The 21,071-nt window shown below is 69.8% G+C and carries 19 protein-coding genes and 1 tRNA gene; 14 read left to right on the forward strand and 6 right to left on the reverse strand.

Features of this window, described 5'->3' with window-relative positions:
• The first annotated feature begins 122 nt into the window (after window positions 1-122).
• The 6 genes from A4X16_RS13320 to A4X16_RS13345 all read left to right on the forward strand — a co-directional run bounded on the left by A4X16_RS13320 (window position 123) and on the right by A4X16_RS13345 (window position 7,086).
• Entirely contained in the window at window positions 123-1,409 is a 1,287-nt protein-coding gene (locus A4X16_RS13320) for an aspartate kinase (RefSeq protein WP_067121448.1), read from the forward strand.
• 196 nt (window positions 1,410-1,605) lie between these two features.
• Complete coding sequence (locus tag A4X16_RS13325; RefSeq protein ID WP_067121295.1) at window positions 1,606-2,676, forward strand: aspartate-semialdehyde dehydrogenase; 1,071 nt, start codon at window positions 1,606-1,608, stop codon at window positions 2,674-2,676.
• Between the two features lie 116 nt (window positions 2,677-2,792).
• Window positions 2,793-4,265 carry a malate:quinone oxidoreductase gene (locus A4X16_RS13330; protein ID WP_067121451.1) on the forward strand — a complete coding sequence of 491 codons (1,473 nt, stop codon included), beginning with the start codon at window positions 2,793-2,795 and terminating at the stop codon, window positions 4,263-4,265.
• A 7-nt stretch (window positions 4,266-4,272) separates the two neighbouring features.
• Entirely contained in the window at window positions 4,273-4,884 is a 612-nt protein-coding gene (locus tag A4X16_RS13335; RefSeq protein WP_067121297.1) for a thymidine kinase, read from the forward strand.
• Window positions 4,885-5,092: 208 nt separating this feature from the next.
• Window positions 5,093-5,815, forward strand: coding sequence for a FadR/GntR family transcriptional regulator (locus tag A4X16_RS13340; RefSeq protein ID WP_067121298.1), 723 nt, complete (start codon window positions 5,093-5,095; stop codon window positions 5,813-5,815).
• Between the two features lie 11 nt (window positions 5,816-5,826).
• The gene (locus tag A4X16_RS13345) at window positions 5,827-7,086 is read left to right on the forward strand and encodes an alpha-hydroxy acid oxidase (protein WP_067121300.1); all 1,260 of its coding nucleotides are present in this window, start codon (window positions 5,827-5,829) and stop codon (window positions 7,084-7,086) included.
• A gap of 38 nt (window positions 7,087-7,124) precedes the next feature.
• Here A4X16_RS13345 and A4X16_RS13350 read toward each other — a convergent pair whose 3' ends face one another.
• The 5 genes from A4X16_RS13350 to A4X16_RS13370 form a co-directional block, all read right to left on the reverse strand.
• Window positions 7,125-7,880: an HAD-IIB family hydrolase gene (locus A4X16_RS13350; RefSeq protein WP_067121302.1), complete on the reverse strand. Its 756-nt coding sequence runs from the start codon at window positions 7,878-7,880 to the stop codon at window positions 7,125-7,127.
• On the reverse strand, window positions 7,877-8,311 hold the full coding sequence (locus A4X16_RS13355) for a VanZ family protein (protein WP_157560193.1): 435 nt from the start codon (window positions 8,309-8,311) through the stop codon (window positions 7,877-7,879). The genes A4X16_RS13350 and A4X16_RS13355 overlap by 4 nt, the downstream gene beginning before the upstream one ends.
• A 106-nt stretch (window positions 8,312-8,417) precedes the next feature.
• A tRNA-Pro gene (locus A4X16_RS13360) sits at window positions 8,418-8,494 on the reverse strand.
• A 53-nt stretch (window positions 8,495-8,547) separates the two neighbouring features.
• Window positions 8,548-9,492 (reverse strand): metallophosphoesterase, encoded by a 945-nt coding sequence (locus A4X16_RS13365; RefSeq protein ID WP_067121307.1) that lies wholly within the window; start codon window positions 9,490-9,492, stop codon window positions 8,548-8,550.
• On the reverse strand, window positions 9,483-12,041 hold the full coding sequence (locus A4X16_RS13370) for a transglycosylase domain-containing protein (RefSeq protein WP_067121309.1): 2,559 nt from the start codon (window positions 12,039-12,041) through the stop codon (window positions 9,483-9,485). Before A4X16_RS13370 ends, A4X16_RS13365 begins: the two co-directional genes overlap by 10 nt.
• A 76-nt stretch (window positions 12,042-12,117) precedes the next feature.
• Between A4X16_RS13370 and A4X16_RS13375 the strand changes: the two genes are divergently transcribed.
• Window positions 12,118-12,345 (forward strand): hypothetical protein, encoded by a 228-nt coding sequence (locus A4X16_RS13375; RefSeq protein WP_067121311.1) that lies wholly within the window; start codon window positions 12,118-12,120, stop codon window positions 12,343-12,345.
• A complete protein-coding gene (locus A4X16_RS13380; protein ID WP_067121313.1) occupies window positions 12,342-12,800 on the forward strand; it encodes a RidA family protein in 459 nt (152 codons plus the stop codon). The genes A4X16_RS13375 and A4X16_RS13380 overlap by 4 nt, the downstream gene beginning before the upstream one ends.
• A gap of 59 nt (window positions 12,801-12,859) precedes the next feature.
• Here the strand turns inward: A4X16_RS13380 and acs are convergent, their stop codons facing one another.
• Complete coding sequence (gene acs, locus A4X16_RS13385) at window positions 12,860-14,827, reverse strand: acetate--CoA ligase (RefSeq protein ID WP_067121315.1); 1,968 nt, start codon at window positions 14,825-14,827, stop codon at window positions 12,860-12,862.
• Between the two features lie 414 nt (window positions 14,828-15,241).
• Between acs and A4X16_RS13390 the strand changes: the two genes are divergently transcribed.
• The 6 genes from A4X16_RS13390 to topA all read left to right on the forward strand — a co-directional run bounded on the left by A4X16_RS13390 (window position 15,242) and on the right by topA (window position 21,051).
• On the forward strand, window positions 15,242-16,249 hold the full coding sequence (locus tag A4X16_RS13390; protein WP_082914460.1) for a TadA family conjugal transfer-associated ATPase: 1,008 nt from the start codon (window positions 15,242-15,244) through the stop codon (window positions 16,247-16,249).
• Complete coding sequence (locus A4X16_RS13395) at window positions 16,243-17,139, forward strand: type II secretion system F family protein (protein WP_067121317.1); 897 nt, start codon at window positions 16,243-16,245, stop codon at window positions 17,137-17,139. Before A4X16_RS13390 ends, A4X16_RS13395 begins: the two co-directional genes overlap by 7 nt.
• Before the next feature lie 52 nt (window positions 17,140-17,191).
• The gene (locus A4X16_RS13400) at window positions 17,192-17,389 is read left to right on the forward strand and encodes a DUF4244 domain-containing protein (RefSeq protein ID WP_067121319.1); all 198 of its coding nucleotides are present in this window, start codon (window positions 17,192-17,194) and stop codon (window positions 17,387-17,389) included.
• A gap of 5 nt (window positions 17,390-17,394) precedes the next feature.
• Window positions 17,395-17,754 (forward strand): TadE family type IV pilus minor pilin, encoded by a 360-nt coding sequence (locus A4X16_RS13405; protein WP_067121454.1) that lies wholly within the window; start codon window positions 17,395-17,397, stop codon window positions 17,752-17,754.
• A 28-nt stretch (window positions 17,755-17,782) separates the two neighbouring features.
• Window positions 17,783-18,112, forward strand: a complete 330-nt coding sequence (locus tag A4X16_RS13410; RefSeq protein ID WP_067121321.1) for a helicase — start codon at window positions 17,783-17,785, stop codon at window positions 18,110-18,112.
• A gap of 98 nt (window positions 18,113-18,210) precedes the next feature.
• Entirely contained in the window at window positions 18,211-21,051 is a 2,841-nt protein-coding gene (gene topA, locus A4X16_RS13415) for a type I DNA topoisomerase (protein ID WP_067121323.1), read from the forward strand.
• Window positions 21,052-21,071: the final 20 nt, after the last annotated feature.

The raw sequence follows: 21,071 nt of genomic DNA on the forward strand, positions 1-21,071 counted from the left end.
CGTCTCGATTCCGAAGCTGTGCCCGCCCGTGCGCCCGGACCGCCGTCACATGCGAGGCAGGGCATATGCGCCGATCGTAGAATGAGCGTGGGCGGATCCGCCCGACATCCCAGGGAGTGAACGTGGCCCTCATCGTGCAGAAGTACGGCGGCTCGTCTGTCGCCGACGCAGAGAGCATCAAGCGCGTCGCCAAGCGCATCGTCGACACCCGTCGTGCCGGGCACGATGTCGTCGTCGCCGTCAGCGCGATGGGCGACACCACCGACGAGCTGCTCGACCTCGCGAACGAGGTCGCCCCGATCCCCGCGCCCCGCGAGCTCGACATGCTGCTGTCGAGCGGCGAGCGGATCTCGATGGCGCTGCTCGCGATGGCGATCCACTCGATGGGCTTCGAGGCCCGCTCGTTCACCGGCAGCCAGGCCGGCATGATCACCGACTCCCAGCACGGCGCCGCCCGCATCGTCGACGTCACCCCCGTGCGCCTGCGCGAGGCCCTCGACGAGGGCGCGATCGTGATCGTCGCCGGCTTCCAGGGCTTCAACCGCGACACCCGCGACATCACCACGCTCGGACGCGGCGGGTCGGACACGACCGCCGTCGCCCTCGCCGCCGCGCTCTCCGCCGACGTCTGCGAGATCTACAGCGACGTCGACGGGATCTTCACGGCCGATCCGCGCGTCATCCCGAAGGCGCAGAAGCTCGACCACGTCTCGAGCGAGGAGATGCTCGAGCTCGCCGCCAACGGCGCGAAGGTGCTCTACATCCGCGCCGTCGAGTACGCACGCCGTCACGGCGTCCTGATCCACGCCCGTTCGACGTTCTCGTCGTCGGAGGGCACCTACGTTCTGGGCGAGGGTATGAAGAACCCTCGCGAAGCCGAGGGAGCAGCCATGGAAGAACCGATCGTCGCCGGTGTCGCCACCGACTTCGGCCAGGCAAAGATCACCGTCGCGGGCGTGCCCGACGTCCCGGGCAAGGCCGCGGAGATCTTCAAGATCGTCGCCAAGTCCGGAGCCAACGTCGACATGATCGTGCAGAACGTGTCGGCCGCGTCGACCGGACGCACCGACATCTCCTTCACGGTCCCCAAGGCGGATGCCGCGGCGGCCCTCAAGGCGCTCGCGGCCGAGCAGTCCGACGTCGGATTCCAGAACCTCGTGCACGACGACCAGATCGGCAAGCTGTCGGTCGTCGGCGCGGGCATGCGCACGCACTCCGGAGTCTCGGCGACCCTGTTCGAGGCGCTGTCGTCGGGCGGCATCAACATCGAGATGATCTCGACGTCGGAGATCCGCATCTCCGTGGTGCTGCGCGACACCGACCTCGCCGAGGCGGCCCGCACCGTGCACACCGCATACGGGCTCGACGGCGAGGCCGAGGCGACCGTCCACGCCGGCACCGGCCGCTGACCGCGGCGTCACGGCGGCACCGGAACAGGCCACGGCGCGAGCCCAGGCGATCCGGCGCAGCATCCGCCTGTTCTCGCGCGATCGCCTGCCCCCGCCACACGGTAGACTCACCGAAACCCTGACATCGGCGACAGGCGCGGCATCCGCCCCACGTCGCGCCGAAGCCGTGCACCACTGCTCGACGCCAAGGAATCTCATGACCCGCATCTCCGACTCAGGACTCTCCGTCGCCATCGTGGGCGCCACCGGCCAGGTGGGCACCGTCATGCGCGACATCCTCGCCGAGCGGTCGTTCCCGATCCGCGAGCTCCGCCTGTTCTCGTCGGCGCGTTCGGCGGGCACGGCGATCGAGTTCGGCGGCGCGACGGTCATCGTCGAGGACGTCGAGACGGCGGATGCCGCGGGCATCGACATCGCCCTCTTCTCCGCCGGCGCCACCGCGAGCCGCGCGTACGCGCCGCGCTTCGCCGAGGCTGGAGCCGTCGTCGTCGACAACTCCAGCGCCTGGCGCAACGATCCCGAGGTGCCGCTGGTCGTCAGCGAGGTCAACCCCCACGCGATCGACGACCGCCCGCGCGGCATCATCGCCAACCCGAACTGCACGACCATGGCCGCGATGCCGGCGCTGAAGGCGCTGGATGCCGAGGCCGGCCTCGAGCGTCTCATCGTGTCGACATACCAGGCCGTGTCCGGCTCGGGTCTCGCCGGCGCGCAGGAGCTCCTCGGTCAGGTCGAGGGCGTGCTGGCTCAGGGCGACACGCTGCGTCTCGTCCACGACGGCGCGGCGATCGACTTCCCGGAGCCGGAGAAGTACGTCGCGCCGATCGCTTTCGACGTCATCCCGTTCGCGGGCAACCTCGTCGACGACGGCCTCAACGAGACCGACGAGGAGAAGAAGCTCCGCAACGAGAGCCGCAAGATCCTCGAGCTCCCGGACCTCCGCGTCGCGGGCACCTGCGTGCGCGTGCCGGTCTTCACCGGGCACTCGCTGTCGATCAACGTCGAGTTCGCGCGGGACATCACCCCCGAGCGCGCCCGCGAGGTGCTGAGCAGCGCTCCCGGCGTGGTCCTCGACGAGGTGCCGACTCCGCTCCAGGCGGCGGGCAAGGACCCGAGCTTCGTGGGTCGCATCCGCGCCGACCAGTCGGCGCCCGAGAACAAGGGCCTCGTGCTCTTCATCAGCAACGACAACCTTCGCAAGGGTGCGGCGCTCAATGCGGTGCAGATCGCGGAGATCCTCGCCGAGCGTCTCGTCGTCACCGCCTGAGTGCAGCCACGGCCGCCGGACGTCATAGCCGCACCGCATCCCCGCGATGCGGAACCGGTCTGCTCGGAGCGGTCGCCGTGGTCGGTCGTGTCGCGGCCGCGAACTAGACTGTCGTGGTGACCGAAACCGTCGATGTCGTCTTGATCGGTGGTGGCATCATGAGCGCCACCCTGGGTACCCTGCTGCACGAGCTGCAGCCGGACTGGAAGATCGTCGCCTTCGAGCGACTCTCCGATGTCGCCCAGGAGTCGTCCAACCCCTGGAACAACGCGGGCACGGGCCACGCGGCGCTCTGCGAGTTGAACTACATGCCGCAGCAGAAGGGCGCGCCGCTCGACCCCGCGAAGGCGATCTCGATCAACGAGCAGTTCCAGCAGAGCCGCCAGTTCTGGTCCTCCCTCGTAGAGCGGGGCGTCCTAGACGAGCCGTCGACGTTCATCAACGCCACCCCGCACATGACCTTCGTGCGCGGCGAGAAGGACGTCGCGTATCTGAAGGAGCGCTACGAGGTGCTCAAGGAGCAGCCGCTCTTCGAGGGCATCGAGTACAGCGACGACTCGCGCGTCATCAACACGTGGGCGCCGCTGCTGATGCAGAAGCGCCGCAAGGGTGAGCCGTTCGCGGCGACCCGCGTTCCGGCGGGCACCGACGTCGACTTCGGCGCGCTCACCCATCAGCTGTTCGACCACCTCACGGCCTCCGGCGTCTCCCTGCGCACCAACCAGGAGGTGCAGTCGCTGAAGAAGCAGAAGGACGGCGACTGGCTCATCAAGTACCGCACGACGATCGGTCGCACGCCGAACGAGATCAAGGCGCGTTTCGTGTTCGTCGGCGCCGGCGGCTGGGCTCTCAAGCTGCTGCAGCGCTCCGGGATCCCCGAGATCAAGGGCTACGGCGTCTTCCCGATCGGCGGGCAGTTCCTGAAGACCTCGAACCCGAAGATCGTCGCCCAGCACAAGGCGAAGGTGTATTCGCAGGCGTCCGTGGGTGCGCCGCCCATGTCGGTGCCGCACCTCGACACCCGAGTGGTCGACGGCGAGGCGTCGCTGATGTTCGGTCCGTTCGCGACGTTCAGCCCGAAGTTCCTCAAGAACGGCTCGATGCTCGACCTCGTCACGCAGGTGCGTCCCCACAATCTGTGGCCGATGCTGCGGGTGGCCTTCGCCAACCCCGACCTCATCACCTACCTGGTCGGCGAGCTCCTCAAGAACCACTCCAAGAAGGTCGACAGCCTCCGCACCTTCATGCCGACGGCGAAGGGCGAGGACTGGACGCTCATCAACGCCGGGCAGCGCGCTCAGGTGATGAAGAAGGATGCCAAGAAGGGCGGCATCCTGCAGTTCGGCACCGAGGTCGTCGCCGCCGCTGACGGCTCCATCGCGGGCCTGCTCGGGGCGTCCCCCGGGGCGTCAACCGCCGTGCCGATCATGCTCGACCTGCTCAAGAAGTGCTTCCCCGAGGAGTATCCGGGCTGGGAGGCGGAGCTGCGCGAGCTCATCCCGACCTTCGGGGAGCAGCTGAACAAGGATGCCGCGCTGGCCGAGAAGTCCACGACGGCCACGGCCGCCACGCTGGGCATCAACGAGTAGCGGACCGGTGGCCAAGCTCTACTTCCGATACGGAGCGATGAACTCCGGGAAGTCCACGTCGCTGCTGCAGGCGGCGTACAACTACGAGGAGCGCGGTCAGCACGTGCTGCTCGCGAAGCCCGCGATCGACACGAAGGGTGTCTCGCAGATCGACAGCCGCCTCGGGATGACCCGCGAGGTCGACTTCCTCATCGGGGCGGACGATGACGCGAGAGCCCTCTTCGCCGAGCGGAACCGCGGCCGCGACATCGCCTGCCTGCTGATCGACGAGGCGCAGTTCCTCACCGCCGAGCAGGTGGACGACCTGTTCCGCATCGCGGTGGAGGACGGCATCCCCGTTCTCGCCTACGGCATCCGCAACGACTTCCTCACCCATGCCTTCCCGGGGTCGGCGCGTCTGCTCGCGATCGCGCACTCGCTCGAAGAGCTCAAGACCATCTGCCGCTGCGGTCGCAAGGCCGTCTTCAACGGTCGGGTGATCGGTGGCCGCTTCGTCTTCGACGGCGACCAGGTGGCGATCGACGAGGGTGCCGACGGCTCCGCGGCACCCGAGGTCACCACGTACGAGTCTCTCTGCGGCAGCTGCTACCTCGGGGAGTCCGGCGGCCGCCTGGGCTGACCCGTCCGCCCCGCCGCGTGCCCGCCSCKCCGCGTGCCCGCCCGACGCGTGCACGATTCAGCATGGATGTCGATGCGATCGCCGATCGACGGCTTCCCCGCCTAGGAACGCTCGTTCTCTGCGGAGAACCGCCCACTCCTTGCGTGGTCTGACCACACGCGCTACTGTGGTCAGACCACAGATCGGCTCGCGATGGAGGAGTGAACGGATGCCGGAGCAGCCCGCCCGCGCCTGGCGGCTCGTCCTCGAGCACGTCGAACGAGATCTCCTCGACGGACGCCTCGGCCCGGGGGACCGTCTTCCGTCCGAACGCGACCTCGCCGCTGATCTCGGCGTCGGCCGATCGAGCGTGCGCGAGGCGCTGAGGGTGCTCGAGGTCATGGGCCTCATCCGCACGGCCACCGGATCGGGCCCGCAGTCGGGCGCGATCGTCATCGCCACGCCCAGCGGCGGCATGTCGACCCTCCTGCGGCTCCAGGTGGCCGCGCAGGGCTTCCCGCTCGAGGACATCGTGCAGACCCGACTGCTGCTCGAAGACGCGGTCGTCGCCGCCCTCGCCACCGCGCCCGACCGCGACCTCGGCGCCGCGCACCGGGTGCTCGACGCGATGGACGCCGCCGGCCTGTCCGCGGCCGAGTTCCTCGCGCTCGACGCGCAGCTGCACCTGGCTCTCGCACAGGCGGGGGGCAACACGGTCGTGGCGGCGACGATGGCGGGACTGCGCACCGCGATCGAGTCCTACGTCCTGCAGGGCGCCGCCCTGATCGACGACTGGGATGCGATGGCCGACACGCTGCGCACCGAGCATCGGGCGATCATCGCGGCCGTCGACGCCGGAGATGCCGACGCCGCTCGTGCGCTCGTGCGCGCCCACATCACCGGCTACTACACCGCTGCGGGCCTGACCCGCGGCATCCCATCCGCCCACTGAGAGGACACGCCATGGTCAAGCGCCAGCTGCCCAATCCCGCCGAGCTGCTCGAGCTGATGCAGTTCAAGAAGCCCGAGTTCGACGGGAAGAAGCGCCGCCTGGATGCCGCGCTCACCATCGACGACCTGCGGACGATCGCGAAGCGCCGCACGCCGAAGGCGGCGTTCGACTACACCGACGGCGCCGCCGAGGGCGAGCTGTCGCTGACCCGCGCTCGTCAGGCGTTCCAGGACGTCGAGTTCCACCCCGGCATCCTGAAGCCGGCTCCCGACGTCGACACGTCGGTCGACATCCTCGGCGGTCCGTCGGCCCTGCCGTTCGGCATCGCCCCGACCGGCTTCACGCGGCTCATGCAGACCGAGGGCGAGGTCGCGGGCGCCGGCGCGGCCGCGGCGGCCGGCATCCCGTTCACCCTCTCGACGCTCGGCACCACCTCGATCGAGGGCGTCAAGGCGGCGAACCCGCACGGGCGCAACTGGTTCCAGCTGTACGTCATGCGCGACCGGGAGATCTCCTACGAGCTCACCCGTCGTGCCGCCGCGGCGGGCTTCGACACGCTGCAGTTCACGGTCGACACCCCGGTGGCCGGGGCGCGCCTGCGGGACAAGCGCAACGGCTTCAGCATCCCGCCGCAGCTCACGCTCGGGACGATCATCAACGCCATCCCGCGGCCGTGGTGGTGGATCGACTTCCTCACGACGCCGAAGCTCGAGTTCGCGTCGCTCAGCACCACGGGAGGGACGGTCGGCGAGCTGCTCGACGCGGCGATGGACCCGACGATCAGCTACGACGATCTCGCCGTCATCCGCGACCTGTGGCCCGGCAGGATCGTCATCAAGGGCGTGCAGAACGTGGAGGACTCGGTGCGTCTGCGCGACGCCGGGGTCGACGGCATCGTGCTCTCCAACCACGGCGGACGCCAGCTCGACCGCGCGCCCATCCCGTTCCACCTCCTGCCGAGCGTCCGCAGCGCCGTGGGCGACGACTTCACGGTCATGATCGACACGGGCATCATGAACGGCGCCGACATCGTCGCGGCGGTCGCGCTGGGCGCCGACTTCACCCTCATCGGGCGCGCCTACCTCTACGGACTCATGGCCGGCGGACGCGCGGGCGTCGACCGCACCATCGCGATCCTGCGCACGGAGATCGAGCGCACGATGCGCCTGCTCGGAGTGGCGTCGCTCGCGGAGCTCGAGCCCGCGCACGTCACGCAGCTGACGCGACTGGTGCCGGTGTCCCGCTCGGCCTCCGACGTCGTCGTGGGCTGAACCGCGGATGACGCTCTGATGCCCCGACGAGCCGGGCGTCAGAGCGTCTTCAGCAGCTCGTCGAGTTTGTCGGCGGTGTCCTCCCAGCCGTCCACGGCGACGGAGGGCACCCCGAGAGCGAGGACGGGGTAGTCGTTGCCGCCCTCGTCGAGGCGGTCGCCGAAGAAGAGCATCGCGTCGAGGGCGATGCCGGTGTGCTCGGCGAGCTGCTGCATGCCGTAGGCCTTGTCGATGCCGGCGCGCGTGATGTCGATCGACGTCGAACCGCCGGAGCGCACCTCGAGGCCGGGGACACGCGCTGCCACGGCATCCCGCAGCGCCTCGCGCTTCGCTCCGTCCGGATCCCACGCGTGCTTCGCGTCGCGCGGGGCCTTCTGGCCGAGCGCCGAGAAGGTGATCTGCGATCCGCGGTCCTCGAGGATCTCGCCCCACGGCTCGGCCTCCCAGAGCCCCAGCCGTTCGGCCTCTTCTCGCAGTGCCGAGAGCGCGGCGTGCTTCTCGTCGGCGCTGAGGTCGTGGGCGTACAGCGGGGCGAAGTCGGTGCCGTCGTGACGCAGGTAGCGCGTGCCGCAGGTGGGCAGCAGGTGCAGCCGAGCCACGGCGGCCGCGTCGGCGGCGCCGAGCCGGGCGATCACCTGCGACCGGAACTGCTCCTCGTTGCCGCCGGAGATGATCGCGACGTCGACGGCCTCGAGCAGGGCGAGCAGCTGTGCGGCGATCCGCGGGCTGATGGCGCCCTTCGACGGGGCGAGCGTGTCGTCGAGGTCGAAGGCGACGAGGGCAGGTGAAGTCATGATACTTCCAGGGTACGAGACGGATTCCGAGTGCTCCGCGGGGCGAAGAGCAGGGTGCAGGCGATCGCGACGAAGACGCCGATCAGCGCGCCGCCGGAATTGGCGACGACGTCGGTCACCGTGGCGGCGCGATGGGGGAGCGCCAGGCGCTGGGCGATCTCGATCGACAGGGAGAGCGCCGGGCCCGGCATGAGCGCGATAGGCCACCAGCGACGGGGCACGAAGAGGAACGACAGGATGCCGACGGGCACGAACACCAGGACGTTCGCGATGATCTCCAGGCGGGTGAAGTCGAGTGATTCCCAGCCGATCCGGTGTGCGGCGCTCAGCGCGAGGTCGAGCAGGTTGGGCATGACCTCCTCGACGCGTCGGGGAGTCAGCGTCAGGAACACCAGGCCGGCGAGGAACGGGATGCCGAGAGCGATCGCCACGCCGCGCGTCACAGGGCGCGGCGGCGGTAGCAGTCGACCCACGCGGTCCCCTTCGCTCGAATCCCGGTACAGAGAAGGCCGCCCGAGGGCGGCCTTCCGGTGTCACTGGTCGGGGTGACAGGATTTGAACCTGCGACCTCTTCGTCCCGAACGAAGCGCGCTACCAAGCTGCGCCACACCCCGTTTTGCAACCCTCCGAGTCTACAAGGAAAAGTCCGCAGCGCCGAATCGAGCGGTCACCCGCGTGCCGTGAGAGTCAGGAGGGTCGCCTCGGGGCGGCACGCGAAGCGCACGGGCGCGTAGATCGAGTGTCCGCATCCGGCGCTGACGTTCAGCGGCACCGGGCGGCCGCCGTGCGTCCAGGTGCTGAGCCCCTTCGCCTGCTTCAGCGGGATGTCGCAGTTCGCGACCAGCGCGCCGTAGCCGGGCAGACAGACCTGCCCGCCGTGCGTGTGCCCGCCGAGGATCGCGTCCGCGCCGAGGTCGACGAACCCGTCGAGCACGCGTCGGTAGGGCGCGTGCGTGACCCCGAGGACCGACGTCCCCTCCTCCCGCGGGCCGAGCTTCTCGAGCGCAGCCGGGAGGTCGTCGAGGCGATCCCAGTCGCGGTGCGCGTCGTCCACGCCGAAGAGGTCGAGTGAACGACCTCCGACCGACAGCCGCGCCGCGGTGTTGTTCAGGTCCGTCCAGCCCAGCTCGTCGGTGAAGAACGCATCCATCGCCTCGGTGTCGAGCGACGGCGCCGGAGCGCGATTCTTCCGCGAGGGCCCGGCGAAGTAGAGGAACGGGTTGCGCGGCGACGGAGCGGTGACGTCGTTCGAACCGTGCACGAAGACCCCGGGGATGCCGGCGAACGGCTCGAAGGCGCGTCGGATGCCGTCGAGACCGTCGCGGTGCCCGAGGTTGTCGCCGGTGTTGACGATCAGATCGGGGGACAGCTGCGCGAGCGACGCGAGCCAGTCCTGCTTGCGGTGCTGCCACGGCGCCATGTGGGCGTCGGAGATGTGCAGCACGCGCAGGGGCGCGGAGCCGGGCGCGAGGGCGGATGCCGCGACTTCGCGCACGGTGAAGAGATAGCGCTCGATGCCGATGCCCCAGACGGCGGCTGCAGCACCAGCGGCCCCCACCGCGCCGAGCGCGATGAGGGCCGGGTGTGCGGCGCGGGAGCCGGTCACTGGCATGTGACCGTGATCTCGGTGCTCTTGTTCGTCGCGGTGTTCGCGGCCGGGTTCGTCGATGCGACGGTCGCGGTCGGCGGGTTGCAGGAGTTCTCGAACGAGATCGACGAGAATCCTGCGCCGAACAGCGCGCTCTGGGCATTGGCCTTGGACTGTCCGGTGATGTCGGGCACGGTCGCGCCCTGGCCGTTGCTCGGCGAGATCGTGACGGTCGCTCCGCTCGGGGCCTGGCCCACGGGGTCCTGCGCCACGACGACGTCACCCGCGGGTCCGTCGACGGGCGGGCCGACGACGACCTGGAAGTCGGCCGCCTCGAGGAGGGAGGTCGCTTCGCCCACCGACTTGCCGATGACGCTCGGCACCTCCGTCAGCACCTGCCGGCTGAGGTTGTCGTCGGGTGCGGGGAAGGCATCTCCGCCGTAGATGTCATTCGCGGTCCTCTGCATGGTCCGGGCGAGGCTGTAGCGCATCTCGTTCAGCGGGGTGCCGCCCCAGCTCTGACGCAGGATGCTCGCCTGGCCCTCCGAGCGACCGACCCAGACCGCGGTCGTGACCTTGGTGCTGGACTCGATCATCATGGTTCCCCACGACTCGTGGGTGCCGGTCTTGCCGATCAGCGGTGTGCCGTCACGGGTGTTCGCCTTGGCGCCGGTCCCGCCGTTCATGACGCCCTGCAGCGCGAAGGCGGCGGTCGCCGCGACCTTGGGGTCGATGACCTGCGAGCACTTCGACTCCGGGATGGGGAGCTCGTTGCCCTGCGCGTCGACGACCCGGTCGATCGACTTCGGCGTGCAGTAGATGCCGCCGTTCGCCACCGTGGCGTATGCCCCGGCCATGGCCAGCGGCGAGATGTACTTCGGCCCGAGGATGTCGTACGGGGCGGCGTTGCCGTCGGTCGTCTTGCCGCCGTTCGACAGCGTCACGCCCATGCGGTCCGCGACGGCGTTGATCTTGCACAGGTCGAGCTTCTCCGCCATCGCCAGGTATCCGCTGTTCAGCGAGTCGGCGGTGAACTTCATCACGGTGCCCGTGTAGCCGCCCTGGTTGCCGAAGTTCTGGATCTTCGTCTTGTTGGTGATGTTGTCGTCGCCGCACTTGAACTTGGTGAAGACACGGTTGGTGCCGTTGAGCGTCTCGCGGACCGAGTTGCCCTCCTCGAGCCAGTCGATCAGCGTGAAGAGCTTGTACGTCGAGCCGACCGAGAAGCCGTTCGATCCGCCGTGCGCCTTGTCGGTCGCGAAGACGAGCGAGGTGTACGCCTGGTCGTCGACGACAGTCTCGCTGAACGTGGTGTTCTGCGTGATCGCGAGGACCCGTCCTGTGCTCGTCTCGAGCGAGACGCCGGCGGCGCCGAAGCGCTGGTTGTCGTAGTTGCCCGGAACGGTCTCGAGCATCGCCTGCGCGCCCGCGTTCTGGATGTCGATGTTCATCGTCGAATAGATCTGCAGGCCGCCCTGGCGCAGCAGGTCGCGACGCTTCTCCGGGGTGTCGCCGAAGGCGGGGTCGTTCAGCACGACCGACTTCACGTACTCGCAGAAGTAGGCGCTGCGGGCGATGTCGTTCGCGGCGACGCAGCCCTGAGTCGGAGCCGTGATCGCCGGCACGATCGGCGACGCGTCAGCCTCGTCGAACTGCGCCTGGGTGATCTTGCCGTCGGTCAGCATGCGGTTCAGCACGTAGTTGCGACGGTCCATGGTCGCCGCATAGCCGTCGGCCTCGCCGTTGCGGGCGACGCCGTCGCCGTCCGTCCACGTGCCCTCCGGCCTGTCGATGCGGTACTGGTTCGGGTTCTGCACCATGCCGGCGATCGTCGCGGCCTGCGCGAGCGTGAGGTTCGCCGCGGTGGTCGAGAAGTAGCGGTTGGCGGCGGACTCGATGCCGTAGACCGTGCCGCCGAAGTTCGCGATGTTGAGGTATCCGAGGAGGATGTCGTTCTTCGAGTACTCCTTCTCGATCTGCAGCGCGAAGCGCATCTCCTGGAGCTTGCGCTCGACGCCCTTGGCGCCGACCGCGTTGGTGGCGTCGAGCCAGCACTGCTGCAGGTCGTCGGCGTAGGTCCCGGAGGCAGGATCGGCCTTCTGCTCGCACTCCTGGATCAGCACGTTCTTGACGTACTGCTGGGTGATGGTCGACGCGCCGCGGTCGTCGGTGCCGCGGAGGTTGTCGACGAGGGCCTTCGCCGTGGCGCCGACGTTGATGCCGCCGTGCGAGAAGTAGTCCTTGTCCTCACTGGAGAGGATCGCGTCGTAGACGACCGGGTTGATCTGCTCCCAGGTGACCGGGATGCGGTTCTGCTCGAAGAACGAGGCCAGCTCGACCGGGGTGCCGTCGGAGGCGGTCGCGTAGATGGTCGACTGCTCCATCGGCGCGGTGACGTCGAGGTTCGTCGGGAGCTGGTCGAAGATCGTCAGTGCCTGGGAGCCGGCGATGCCGGTCATGGCGAGGACCGGGGTGACGCTGGCCGTGACGAGGAGGCCGGCGACGGCGCTCAGCCCGACGAGTCCGAGGATCCCGCCGAGCGCACCCTTCACCGTGCGATTCTTTTGAGGCATACGCTTGATCGTAGGGGAGTTCCCTGAATACCGCCTTTGACGCATCTGCGTGCGGATGCCGCCAGACAGGAGTGCCATGACCACGTGGGAATACCTCACCACGCCGCTGCTGATCCACAACACGGCTGCGATCCTCAACAACTGGGGCAAGCAGGGGTGGGAGCTCGTGCAGGTCGTCCAGGGCCCGGAGGGCGGCCTGGTCGCCTACTTCAAGCGGGCGGTGTCGGCGGACGGCGCAGGCAACGCCGCCGGCCTGGCCGCCGCCGAGCAGGCATCCCGCCAGTTCGAGGGGGGTGCCGCGTGAGCGTGTCCGAACGCCTCGACGAACTCGGCATCCAGCTGCCCCTCGTCGCCGCCCCCGTCGCCGCCTACGTCCCCGCCGTCGTGCACGCGGGCCTCGTGTACACATCCGGCCAGCTGCCGTTCACGGGCGGGTCCCTGCCCGCGACGGGCAAGGTCGGCGCCGAGGTCGACGCCGACGACGCGAACGCCTACGCGCGCACCTGCGCGCTGAACGCCCTGGCAGCCGCCGCCGATGCGGCCGGAGGGGTCGACCGGATCGCGGGCGTGCTCCGGGTCGGCGGCTTCGTCGCATCCACCCCGGACTTCACCGGCCAGCCGGGTGTGATCAACGGAGCGAGCCTGGTGCTCGGCGAGATCTTCGGCGACGCGGGACGTCACGCGCGTGCCGCCGTCGGCGTGCCGGTGCTCCCGCTGGACAGCCCGGTCGAGGTCGAGGTCACCTTCATCCTCGCCTGATCCGGAGCCCCCACGAGAACGCCCCCTCCCGATCGGGAGGGGGCGTTCTGCACATCCGCCTACTTCACCTGGGCCGAGATGATGCTCATGACGGCCGTGTCGGCGAGGGTCGTGGTGTCGCCCACCTCGCGGCCCTCCGCGACGTCGCGGAGGAGGCGGCGCATGATCTTCCCCGATCGGGTCTTGGGCAGCTCGCCGACGATGTACACGTCCCGCGGCCGTGCGATGGCGCCGATCTGCTCGCCCACCCACAGGCGCAGCTGCTGCGCGAGCCCCGCGGGATCGTGGGCCGACAGGTAGCTCTCCTTGATGATGACGAACGCGACCACCGCCTGACCGGTCGTCTCGTCCGCCGCGCCGACGACCGCCGCTTCGGCGGTGGCCTCGTGCGCCACGAGGGAGGACTCGATCTCTGCGGTCGAGAGCCGGTGACCCGACACGTTCATGACGTCGTCCACCCGGCCCAGCAGCCACAGATCGCCGTCGGCGTCGAGTCGCGCGCCGTCTCCGGCGAAGTAGTAGCCCTGCTGCTCGAACTTCTCCCAGTACGTCTCCGCGAAGCGCTCGGGGTCGCCCCAGATGCCGCGGAGCATGCTCGGCCACGGCTCGGTGACGACCAGGAGTCCGCCGTTGCCGTTGCCGACCTCGACGCCCGATTCGTCGACGACGTCGATCGAGATGCCCGGGAGCGGCACCTGCGCCGAGCCGGGCTTGGTCGCCGTGACGCCCGGCAGAGCGGAGACCATGATGGCTCCGGTCTCGGTCTGCCACCAGGTGTCGACGATGGGGGTCGTGCCGGCGCCGATCACGTCGCGGTACCAGATCCACGCCTCGGGGTTGATCGGCTCGCCGACCGAGCCGAGCAGGCGCAGCGACGACAGATCGAACTTCTTCGGCACGGTGCGGCCGATCTTCATGAACGAGCGGATCGCTGTCGGCGCGGTGTAGAAGATCGAGACCCTGTACTTCTCGATGATCTCCCACCAGCGCCCGGGGTGCGGAGTGTCGGGCGTGCCTTCGTAGATGACCTGGGTCGCGCCGTTCGCGAGCGGACCGTAGGTGACGTAGGTGTGGCCCGTGATCCAGCCGATGTCGGCCGTGCACCAGTAGACGTCGGTGTCGGGGTGCAGGTCGAAGACGTACTTGTGCGAGTACGCCGCCTGGGTGAGGTATCCGCCCGACGTGTGCATGATGCCCTTCGGCTTGCCGGTGGTGCCCGAGGTGTAGAGGATGAACAGCGGATTCTCGGCGGGGAAGGCCCGGGCGGTGTGCTCGGCGGATGCCGCGGGGACGACGTCGTGCCACCAGAGGTCGCGTCCGTCCTCCCAGTCGACGTCGTTCTCGCCCCGCCGGACGACGAGGACGTGCTCGACGGTCTGCTGCTCGCCGTCGCCGCGGTCGGCGAGCGCCTGGTCGACCGCCGGCTTGAGGGCGGACACCCGCCCCTTGCGGTAGCCGCCGTCCGCGGTGATGACGAGCTTGGCGCCTGCGTCGTCGATGCGGGAGCGCAGGCTGTCGGCGCTGAAGCCGCCGAAGACCACGGAGTGGATCGCGCCGACGCGTGCGACCGCGAGCATCGAGGCCACCGCCTCCGGGATCATGGGGAGGTAGATCGCGACCCGGTCGCCGTGGCCGATGCCGAGCCCTTCCAGGACGTTCGCGACGCGCTTGACCTCCTCCGTGAGCTCCGCATAGGTGATGCTGCGGGAATCGCCCGGCTCGCCCTCCCAGTGCAGCGCGACGCGGTCGCCGTTGCCCGCCTCGACGTGGCGGTCGAGGCAGTTGTACGCGACGTTGAGCTCGCCGTCGTCGAACCACTTCGCGAACGGCGGGGTCGACCAGTCGAGCACGCGGGTGAACGGCGTGCTCCACTCGAGCAGCTCGCGCGACTGCTCGGCCCAGAAGGCCTCTCGATCGGCGGTCGCGCTCTCGTACAGGGCGGGTGACGAGATCGACTGGGCGACGAACTCCTCGGAGGGCGGGAACTGGCGGGTCTCATCGAGAAGATGATCGATCTGGCTGCTCATCGGCAGGCGCTCCTTTGCGGCGTGGCAGGTCGTGCAGGCATGACCGTGCGGGTGGACACGATCAGGTCAGGGCGAATCTAGTCTCGGGCACAGGTGCCGCATACTGCCGAAAGTCGGTACTCCGGCCGGTTTTGTCAGGACGGTCGCCTTGCGTAAGCTCGACGACAGCCGAATTCTCATTCCGGCCTTGGCGTGCCCGATTCCCCCGATCGGGGACCGCCGTGGGCGGCATCTCATTCCCCCCGTGAGGTGCCGCCCTTCTCAGTGTGGGAGCGCTCCCGGCCGCGACGAGGCTCCGCGCCGCACGCCGGTCCTCCTCTGCACGGATCCGCGGCGGATCCCGTTCCGCACAGGAGCCGGGATGGCAGCGCACGCCCGCCGCCGGACGCCGGACGCCGTGCCTACCGTCGATGCATGCCCGCCTCGTTCGTCATCCGGCCCCGTGCCGACACAGCCGTGGAAGCCGTGGCCGAGCGCGCCGCAGCGCTGAGCGTCGACCCCGTGTTCGGGGCCCTCGCCGAACACGTCCACGACGAGGAGATCACCGACATCTTCGTCAACGGCGCGGCCGGGCTGTTCGTCGACCGGGGCCGCGGAGCGGAGGCCGTGCCCGGATGGACGGCGTCGGAGCGGGAGGTCCGCGACCTCGCGGTGGCGCTGGTGGGTCTGGGTGGACGGCATCTCGACGATCAGTCGCCCTGCGTCGACGTGCGGCTCGACTCGGGCATCCGCGTCCACGCCGTGCTCTCGCCCGTCTCGATCTCGGGGACGGCGCTGTCCATCCGCGTCCCGCGCGTGCGCGCCGCCGACCTCGACGCGCTCGCCGCCCTCGGGACCTTCGACACTCGGCAGCAGAGCTGGCTCCTCCAGCTCGTGACGGATCGGGCCAACGTCCTCATCACGGGCGGCACCGGCACCGGCAAGACCACACTGCTGTCGGCGCTCCTCGCCAGCGCATCGCCCACCGAGAGGATCGTCACGATCGAGGACGTCGCGGAGCTCCGGCCCGGTCATCCCCACCACGTCGCCCTCGAGGCACGGCAGTCCAACCTCGAGGGCGCGGGCGGCATCAGCATCGCGCGCCTGGTGAGGGAGTCGCTGCGGATGCGACCCGACCGCCTGGTGGTCGGGGAGTGCCGCGGCGAAGAGGTCCGTGAGCTCCTCACCGCGCTCAACACCGGACACGACGGAGGAGCGGGAACACTGCACGCCAGCGGACTCGCCGACGTCCCTGCCCGGATGGAGGCGCTCGGAGCCCTCGCAGGGATGGATTCCGTCGCGCTCGCGCGCCAGGTGGTCAGCGCCTTCACGGTCGTGCTGCACCTCGAGCGGTCACCGGACGGGCGGCGGCGCATCGCGCAGGCGGGGCGCTTCGGACTCGTCGGAGAGCGGCTCGGCATCGAGGAGGTCCGGCCGTGGTGAGCAGGCGCCGAGGTGCGGCGATCGAGATCGGCGACGACCCTGCGACCTCCGTCCAGACTCTCGCCGTGCTGCTGCAGGCCGGTGCGATCCCGAGCACCGCGTGGCGGCACCTCGCCGACACCGGAGACGCGCACGCGGTCGCCGTCGTCGAGCGAATCGACAGCGGGCAGCCCCTTCTCGCCGCGATCGAGGCCGAGGGCGGCGCCTGGCAGGACCTCGCCGCGGCGTGGGAGGTCGCCACGACCGTCGGTGCACCCCTCGCGGAGGTGCTGCGCACGATCGCGGAGACGCTGCGCGATGCCGCCTCCGCGGCCGACGACGTGCGCATCGCGCTCGCCGAGCCGGCCGGTACCGCCCGTCTGCTGCTGTGGATGCCGTTCGCCGGACTGCTGCTCGGGTTCGCGTTGGGGTTCGACACGCTCGGGGTGGTGCTCGGGAACCCGCTCGGCACGGGGTGCCTCGTCGTCGGACTCCTGCTCGTGCTCGCAGCGAGGATGTGGACGGCGCGCCTGCTGAGGCGAGCGCGACCGCAGCCCGGGACTCCGGGGATGCGCGCCGAGCTCGTCGCCGTGGCGCTCTCCGGCGGAGCGTCCATCGAGAGGGCGCTCCGACTGGTCGGGGACGCTTCGTCGTCACGGGTCGGCGACGACGAGCGCATCCGATCCGTGCTCGCGCTCTCCCGGACGGCGGGTGTCCCGTCGGGGGAGCTGCTGCGGGCGTCGGCCGCACAGGATCGGCACCGCTCGCGCATCGAGGGCCGGCTGCGCGCGGCGAAGCTCTCGACGCAGCTGCTGATCCCCCTCGGCGTGTGCACCCTGCCCGCCTTCCTGCTCCTCGGCGTGGCACCGCTCATGCTCAGCGTGCTCGCCTCCACCCCGCTGCCGCTCTGACGGCGACGACCACCGGATGCCCTGCATCCCCACAGAGAAAGAGGAACACCTCATGAACACCATCCCCACTCTCACGCGTCGCCGCGCCGCGGAGCTGTTCGGCGACGAGACCGGCGCCGCCACCGCCGAGTACGCGATCACGACCATGGCGGCCGTGGCGTTCGCCGGCCTCCTCGTCGTGATCCTGCGCTCCGGCGAGGTCCGCGGGATCCTCACCGATCTCGTGCGTCGGGCGCTCACGGTGTCGTGACCCGCATGCGAGTCCCCGTCGGCGCACCGGCCGGCGACCACGAGCGAGGGTCCGTGGCGGCCGAGCTCGCGCTCGCTCTGCCGGCGGTCGTCCTCACCCTGCTCCTGGGCGCCGGCGCCCTCGGGGCGGCCGCGCAGCAGGTGGCGCTCCAGGATGCCGCCGCTGATGCGGCCCGACTGCTCGGACGCGGTCAGAGCGACGGCGACGCCGCGCGCGTCGTCGCGACGGCCGTCCCCGGTGCGCGCATGACCCGCGGAGGATCGGGCGACCTGGTGTGCGTCACGACGCAGGCCGAGGTCGCCGTCGGCGCCGTCATCCGACTGCCGCTCCGGGCGTCCAGCTGCGCACTCGCCGGAGGGCTGTGATGGCGCCGACGGTCGAAGGAGGTCCCTGATGGCGGGGTCGGCGCTCGCGGCGAGCGTCCTCGCCGTGGCCGCGGCGCTCTCGATCGGCCTCGCCGCCGTCGGGGGAGCCGCCGTCACGGCCCAGCGCGCGGCCGGTGCCGCGGACGCCGCGGCGCTCGCCGCCGCCGACGCGGCGACCGGTGCGATCGCGGCGGCGGACGCACCGTGCGCGCTCGCCGCGAGGGTGGCGTCGGCATCCGGCGCCACCCTCACCGGGTGCCGGCTCGAGGGCTTCGTGGCGACCGTGCAGGTCGAGGCGGCGTACGCTGGACTCGCTGCCGTCTCCCGAGCCCGTGCAGGGCCACCCGAGGGGAGCTGACGGCGGCGCGAGCCACTCTCCGGCGAAAACGCAGGCGACCTCCGTGAGCAACCCATCACGGCGGTGTGTATGGTGTGCTTCGAAGAAAGGACGAACCCTTGGCTGAAGGCAAGAAGCTCGTCATCGTCGAGTCCCCGACGAAGATGCGGTCGATTCAGGGCTACCTCGGCGACGGCTACGAGGTGCTCAGCTCCGTCGGCCACATCCGCGATCTGGCGGACAAGAAGGACATCCCGGCCTCCGACAAGCAGGCCTACGGCAAGTACTCCATCGACGTCGACAACGACTTCGACCCCTACTACGTCGTCTCGGATCGCAAGACGAAGACGGTCGCCGAGCTGAAGCGCGCGCTCAAGACCGCCGACGAGCTCCTGCTCGCCACTGATGAGGACCGCGAGGGCGAGGCCATCGCGTGGCATCTGCTCGAGACCCTGAAACCCAAGGTCCCGGTCAAGCGCATGGTCTTCCACGAGATCACCAAGGACGCGATCCAGGCCGCGATCGGCAACACCCGCGAGCTCGACACCGACCTCGTCGACGCGCAGGAGACCCGACGCATCCTCGACCGGCTGTACGGCTGGGACGTCTCGCCGGTGCTCTGGTACAAGGTCAAGACGGGCCTGTCCGCCGGGCGCGTGCAGTCCGCCGCCACCCGCATGATCGTGGAGCGCGAGCGTGAGCGCATGGCGTTCGTGTCGGCCGAGTACTGGGACGTCGAGGCTCTCGCGTCGTCCTCGTCCGGCTTCCGCGTTCGACTCGTCCGCGTCGACGGGGGTCAGCTGGCCCGCGGCACGGACTTCGACGACACCGGAAAGCTCAAGAAGGCCGTCGTCATCCTCGACGAGAAGAAGGCGGCCGCCCTCGCCCAGGCCGTCGACGCCGCCGGCTCCGGCACCGTCACCAAGGTCGAGGCCAAGCCGGGAACCCGCAGCCCCTACGCACCCTTCACGACCTCCACGATGCAGCAGGAGGCCGGGCGCAAGCTCTCGATGAGCGCGAAGCAGGCGATGAGCGTCGCCCAGCGCCTCTACGAGAAGGGGTACATCACCTATATGCGCACCGACTCCGTGGCGCTCAGCACCCAGGCGGTGCAGGCTGCCCGGAGCCAGGCCGTCGCGCTCTACGGCGACAGCGCCGTGCCGCTCAAGCCGCGGGTGTACAAGTCGAAGAGCAAGAACGCGCAGGAGGCGCACGAGGCGATCCGTCCCTCGGGTGAGAACTTCCGCACGCCGAAGTCCGTGTCCGGCGAGCTCGATCGTGAAGAGCACCGTCTCTACGACCTCATCTGGAAGCGCACGGTCGCGAGCCAGATGGCCGATGCGAAGTATGAGACGACGACGGTGACGATCGACGTCGACGCCGCGGGGCAGAAGGCGGAGTTCACCGCATCGGGCACCGTCTACACCTTCAAGGGCTTCCTCGAGGCCTACGAGGAGGGACGCGACGAGAAGCGCAACGACAAGGACGCCGACGAGAACCAGTCGCTTCCCGTCGTCGCGATCGGCGACGAGCTGCGGATGTCGGACGCCGAGGCCAAGGGCCACCGCACCACTCCCAAGCCCCGCTACACCGAGGCATCGCTGGTCAAGGCGCTCGAGGAGCACGGCATCGGCCGTCCCTCGACGTTCGCGAGCATCATCGGCACCGTGATCGACCGCGGCTATGCCACCAAGCGCGGTCAGGCGCTCGTGCCGACGTGGCTCGCCTTCAGCGTCGTGCGACTGCTCGAGGAGCATTTCGCAGATCTCATCGACTACGACTTCACCGCCGCCCTGGAGGACGATCTCGACGCCATCGCCCGTGGAGAGCAGAAGCGCGTCGAATGGCTGCGCTCCTTCTACTACGGCTCGGATTCGCAGGTCGGACTCCGGCAGGTCGTCGACAATCTCGGTGAGATCGACGCCCGTGCGCTGAACTCCACGCCGATCACCGACACCGCCACCCTCCGCTTCGGCAAGTACGGTCCGTACCTCGAGGTGGCGAACCCCGACGCACCCGACGAGAAGCCGCGGATCGTGAACGTCCCCGAGGACCTCGCTCCCGACGAGCTGACTGCCGCGAAGGCGCAGGAGCTCATCGACGCCCCCGTCGCCGGCGACCGCGTGCTCGGGACGAACCCCGAGAACGGCAAGGTCATCGTGGTGAAGGACGGCCGGTTCGGGCCGTACGTGCAGGAGAACGACCCCGTGTCCGAGGACGCAGCGGTCGACGAGGCCACCGGTGAGGTCGTCGAGGCTCCGAAGCCCAAGCGCGGAGCGAAGAAGGAGGCGGCGCCCAAGCCGCGCACCGGATCGCTGTTCCGCTCCATGTCGGTCGACACGATCGACCTCGACACCGCCCTGCAGCTGCTGAGCCTTCCGCGCGTCGTGGGGCAGGACCCCGAGAGCGGCGAGGAGATCACTGCTCAGAACGGACGCTTCGGCCCGTACCTCAAGAAGGGCACGGACTCCCGATCCTTGGAGAGCGAGTCGCAGATCTTCGACGTCACGCTCGAGCAGGCGCTGGAGATCTACAAGGCGCCGAAGTACGGAGCGGGATCCCGTCGCGCCTCGAGCGCACTCGCGGAGTTCGACGCCGACCCGGTCAGCAACAAGCCGATCCGCATCCGCGACGGCCGGTTCGGAGCGTACGTCACCGACGGCGAGACGAACGTCACGATCCCGCGCGGCCAGAAGGTCGAGGACATCACGTTCGAGATCGCGGTGCAGATGCTCGCCGACAAGCGCGCCAAGGGCCCGGCACCCAAGCGCGGTGCGGCGAAGAAGGCGCCGGCCAAGAAGGCGCCGGCGAAGAAGGCACCGGCCAAGAAGCCGGCTGCCAAGAAGCCGGCAGCCAAGAAGCCGGCGACGGATGCCGAGAAGGCGGCAGCCCGCTCGGCGGCGGCCAAGAAGGCGGCCGCGACCCGGGCCGCCAACGCGGCGAAGCGCCTCTCCGAGTGAGCCGCGCGGATGGAGGCTCG

It is taken from the genome of Microbacterium sp. H83, from assembly GCF_001650405.1.
Lineage (GTDB): Bacteria > Actinomycetota > Actinomycetes > Actinomycetales > Microbacteriaceae > Microbacterium.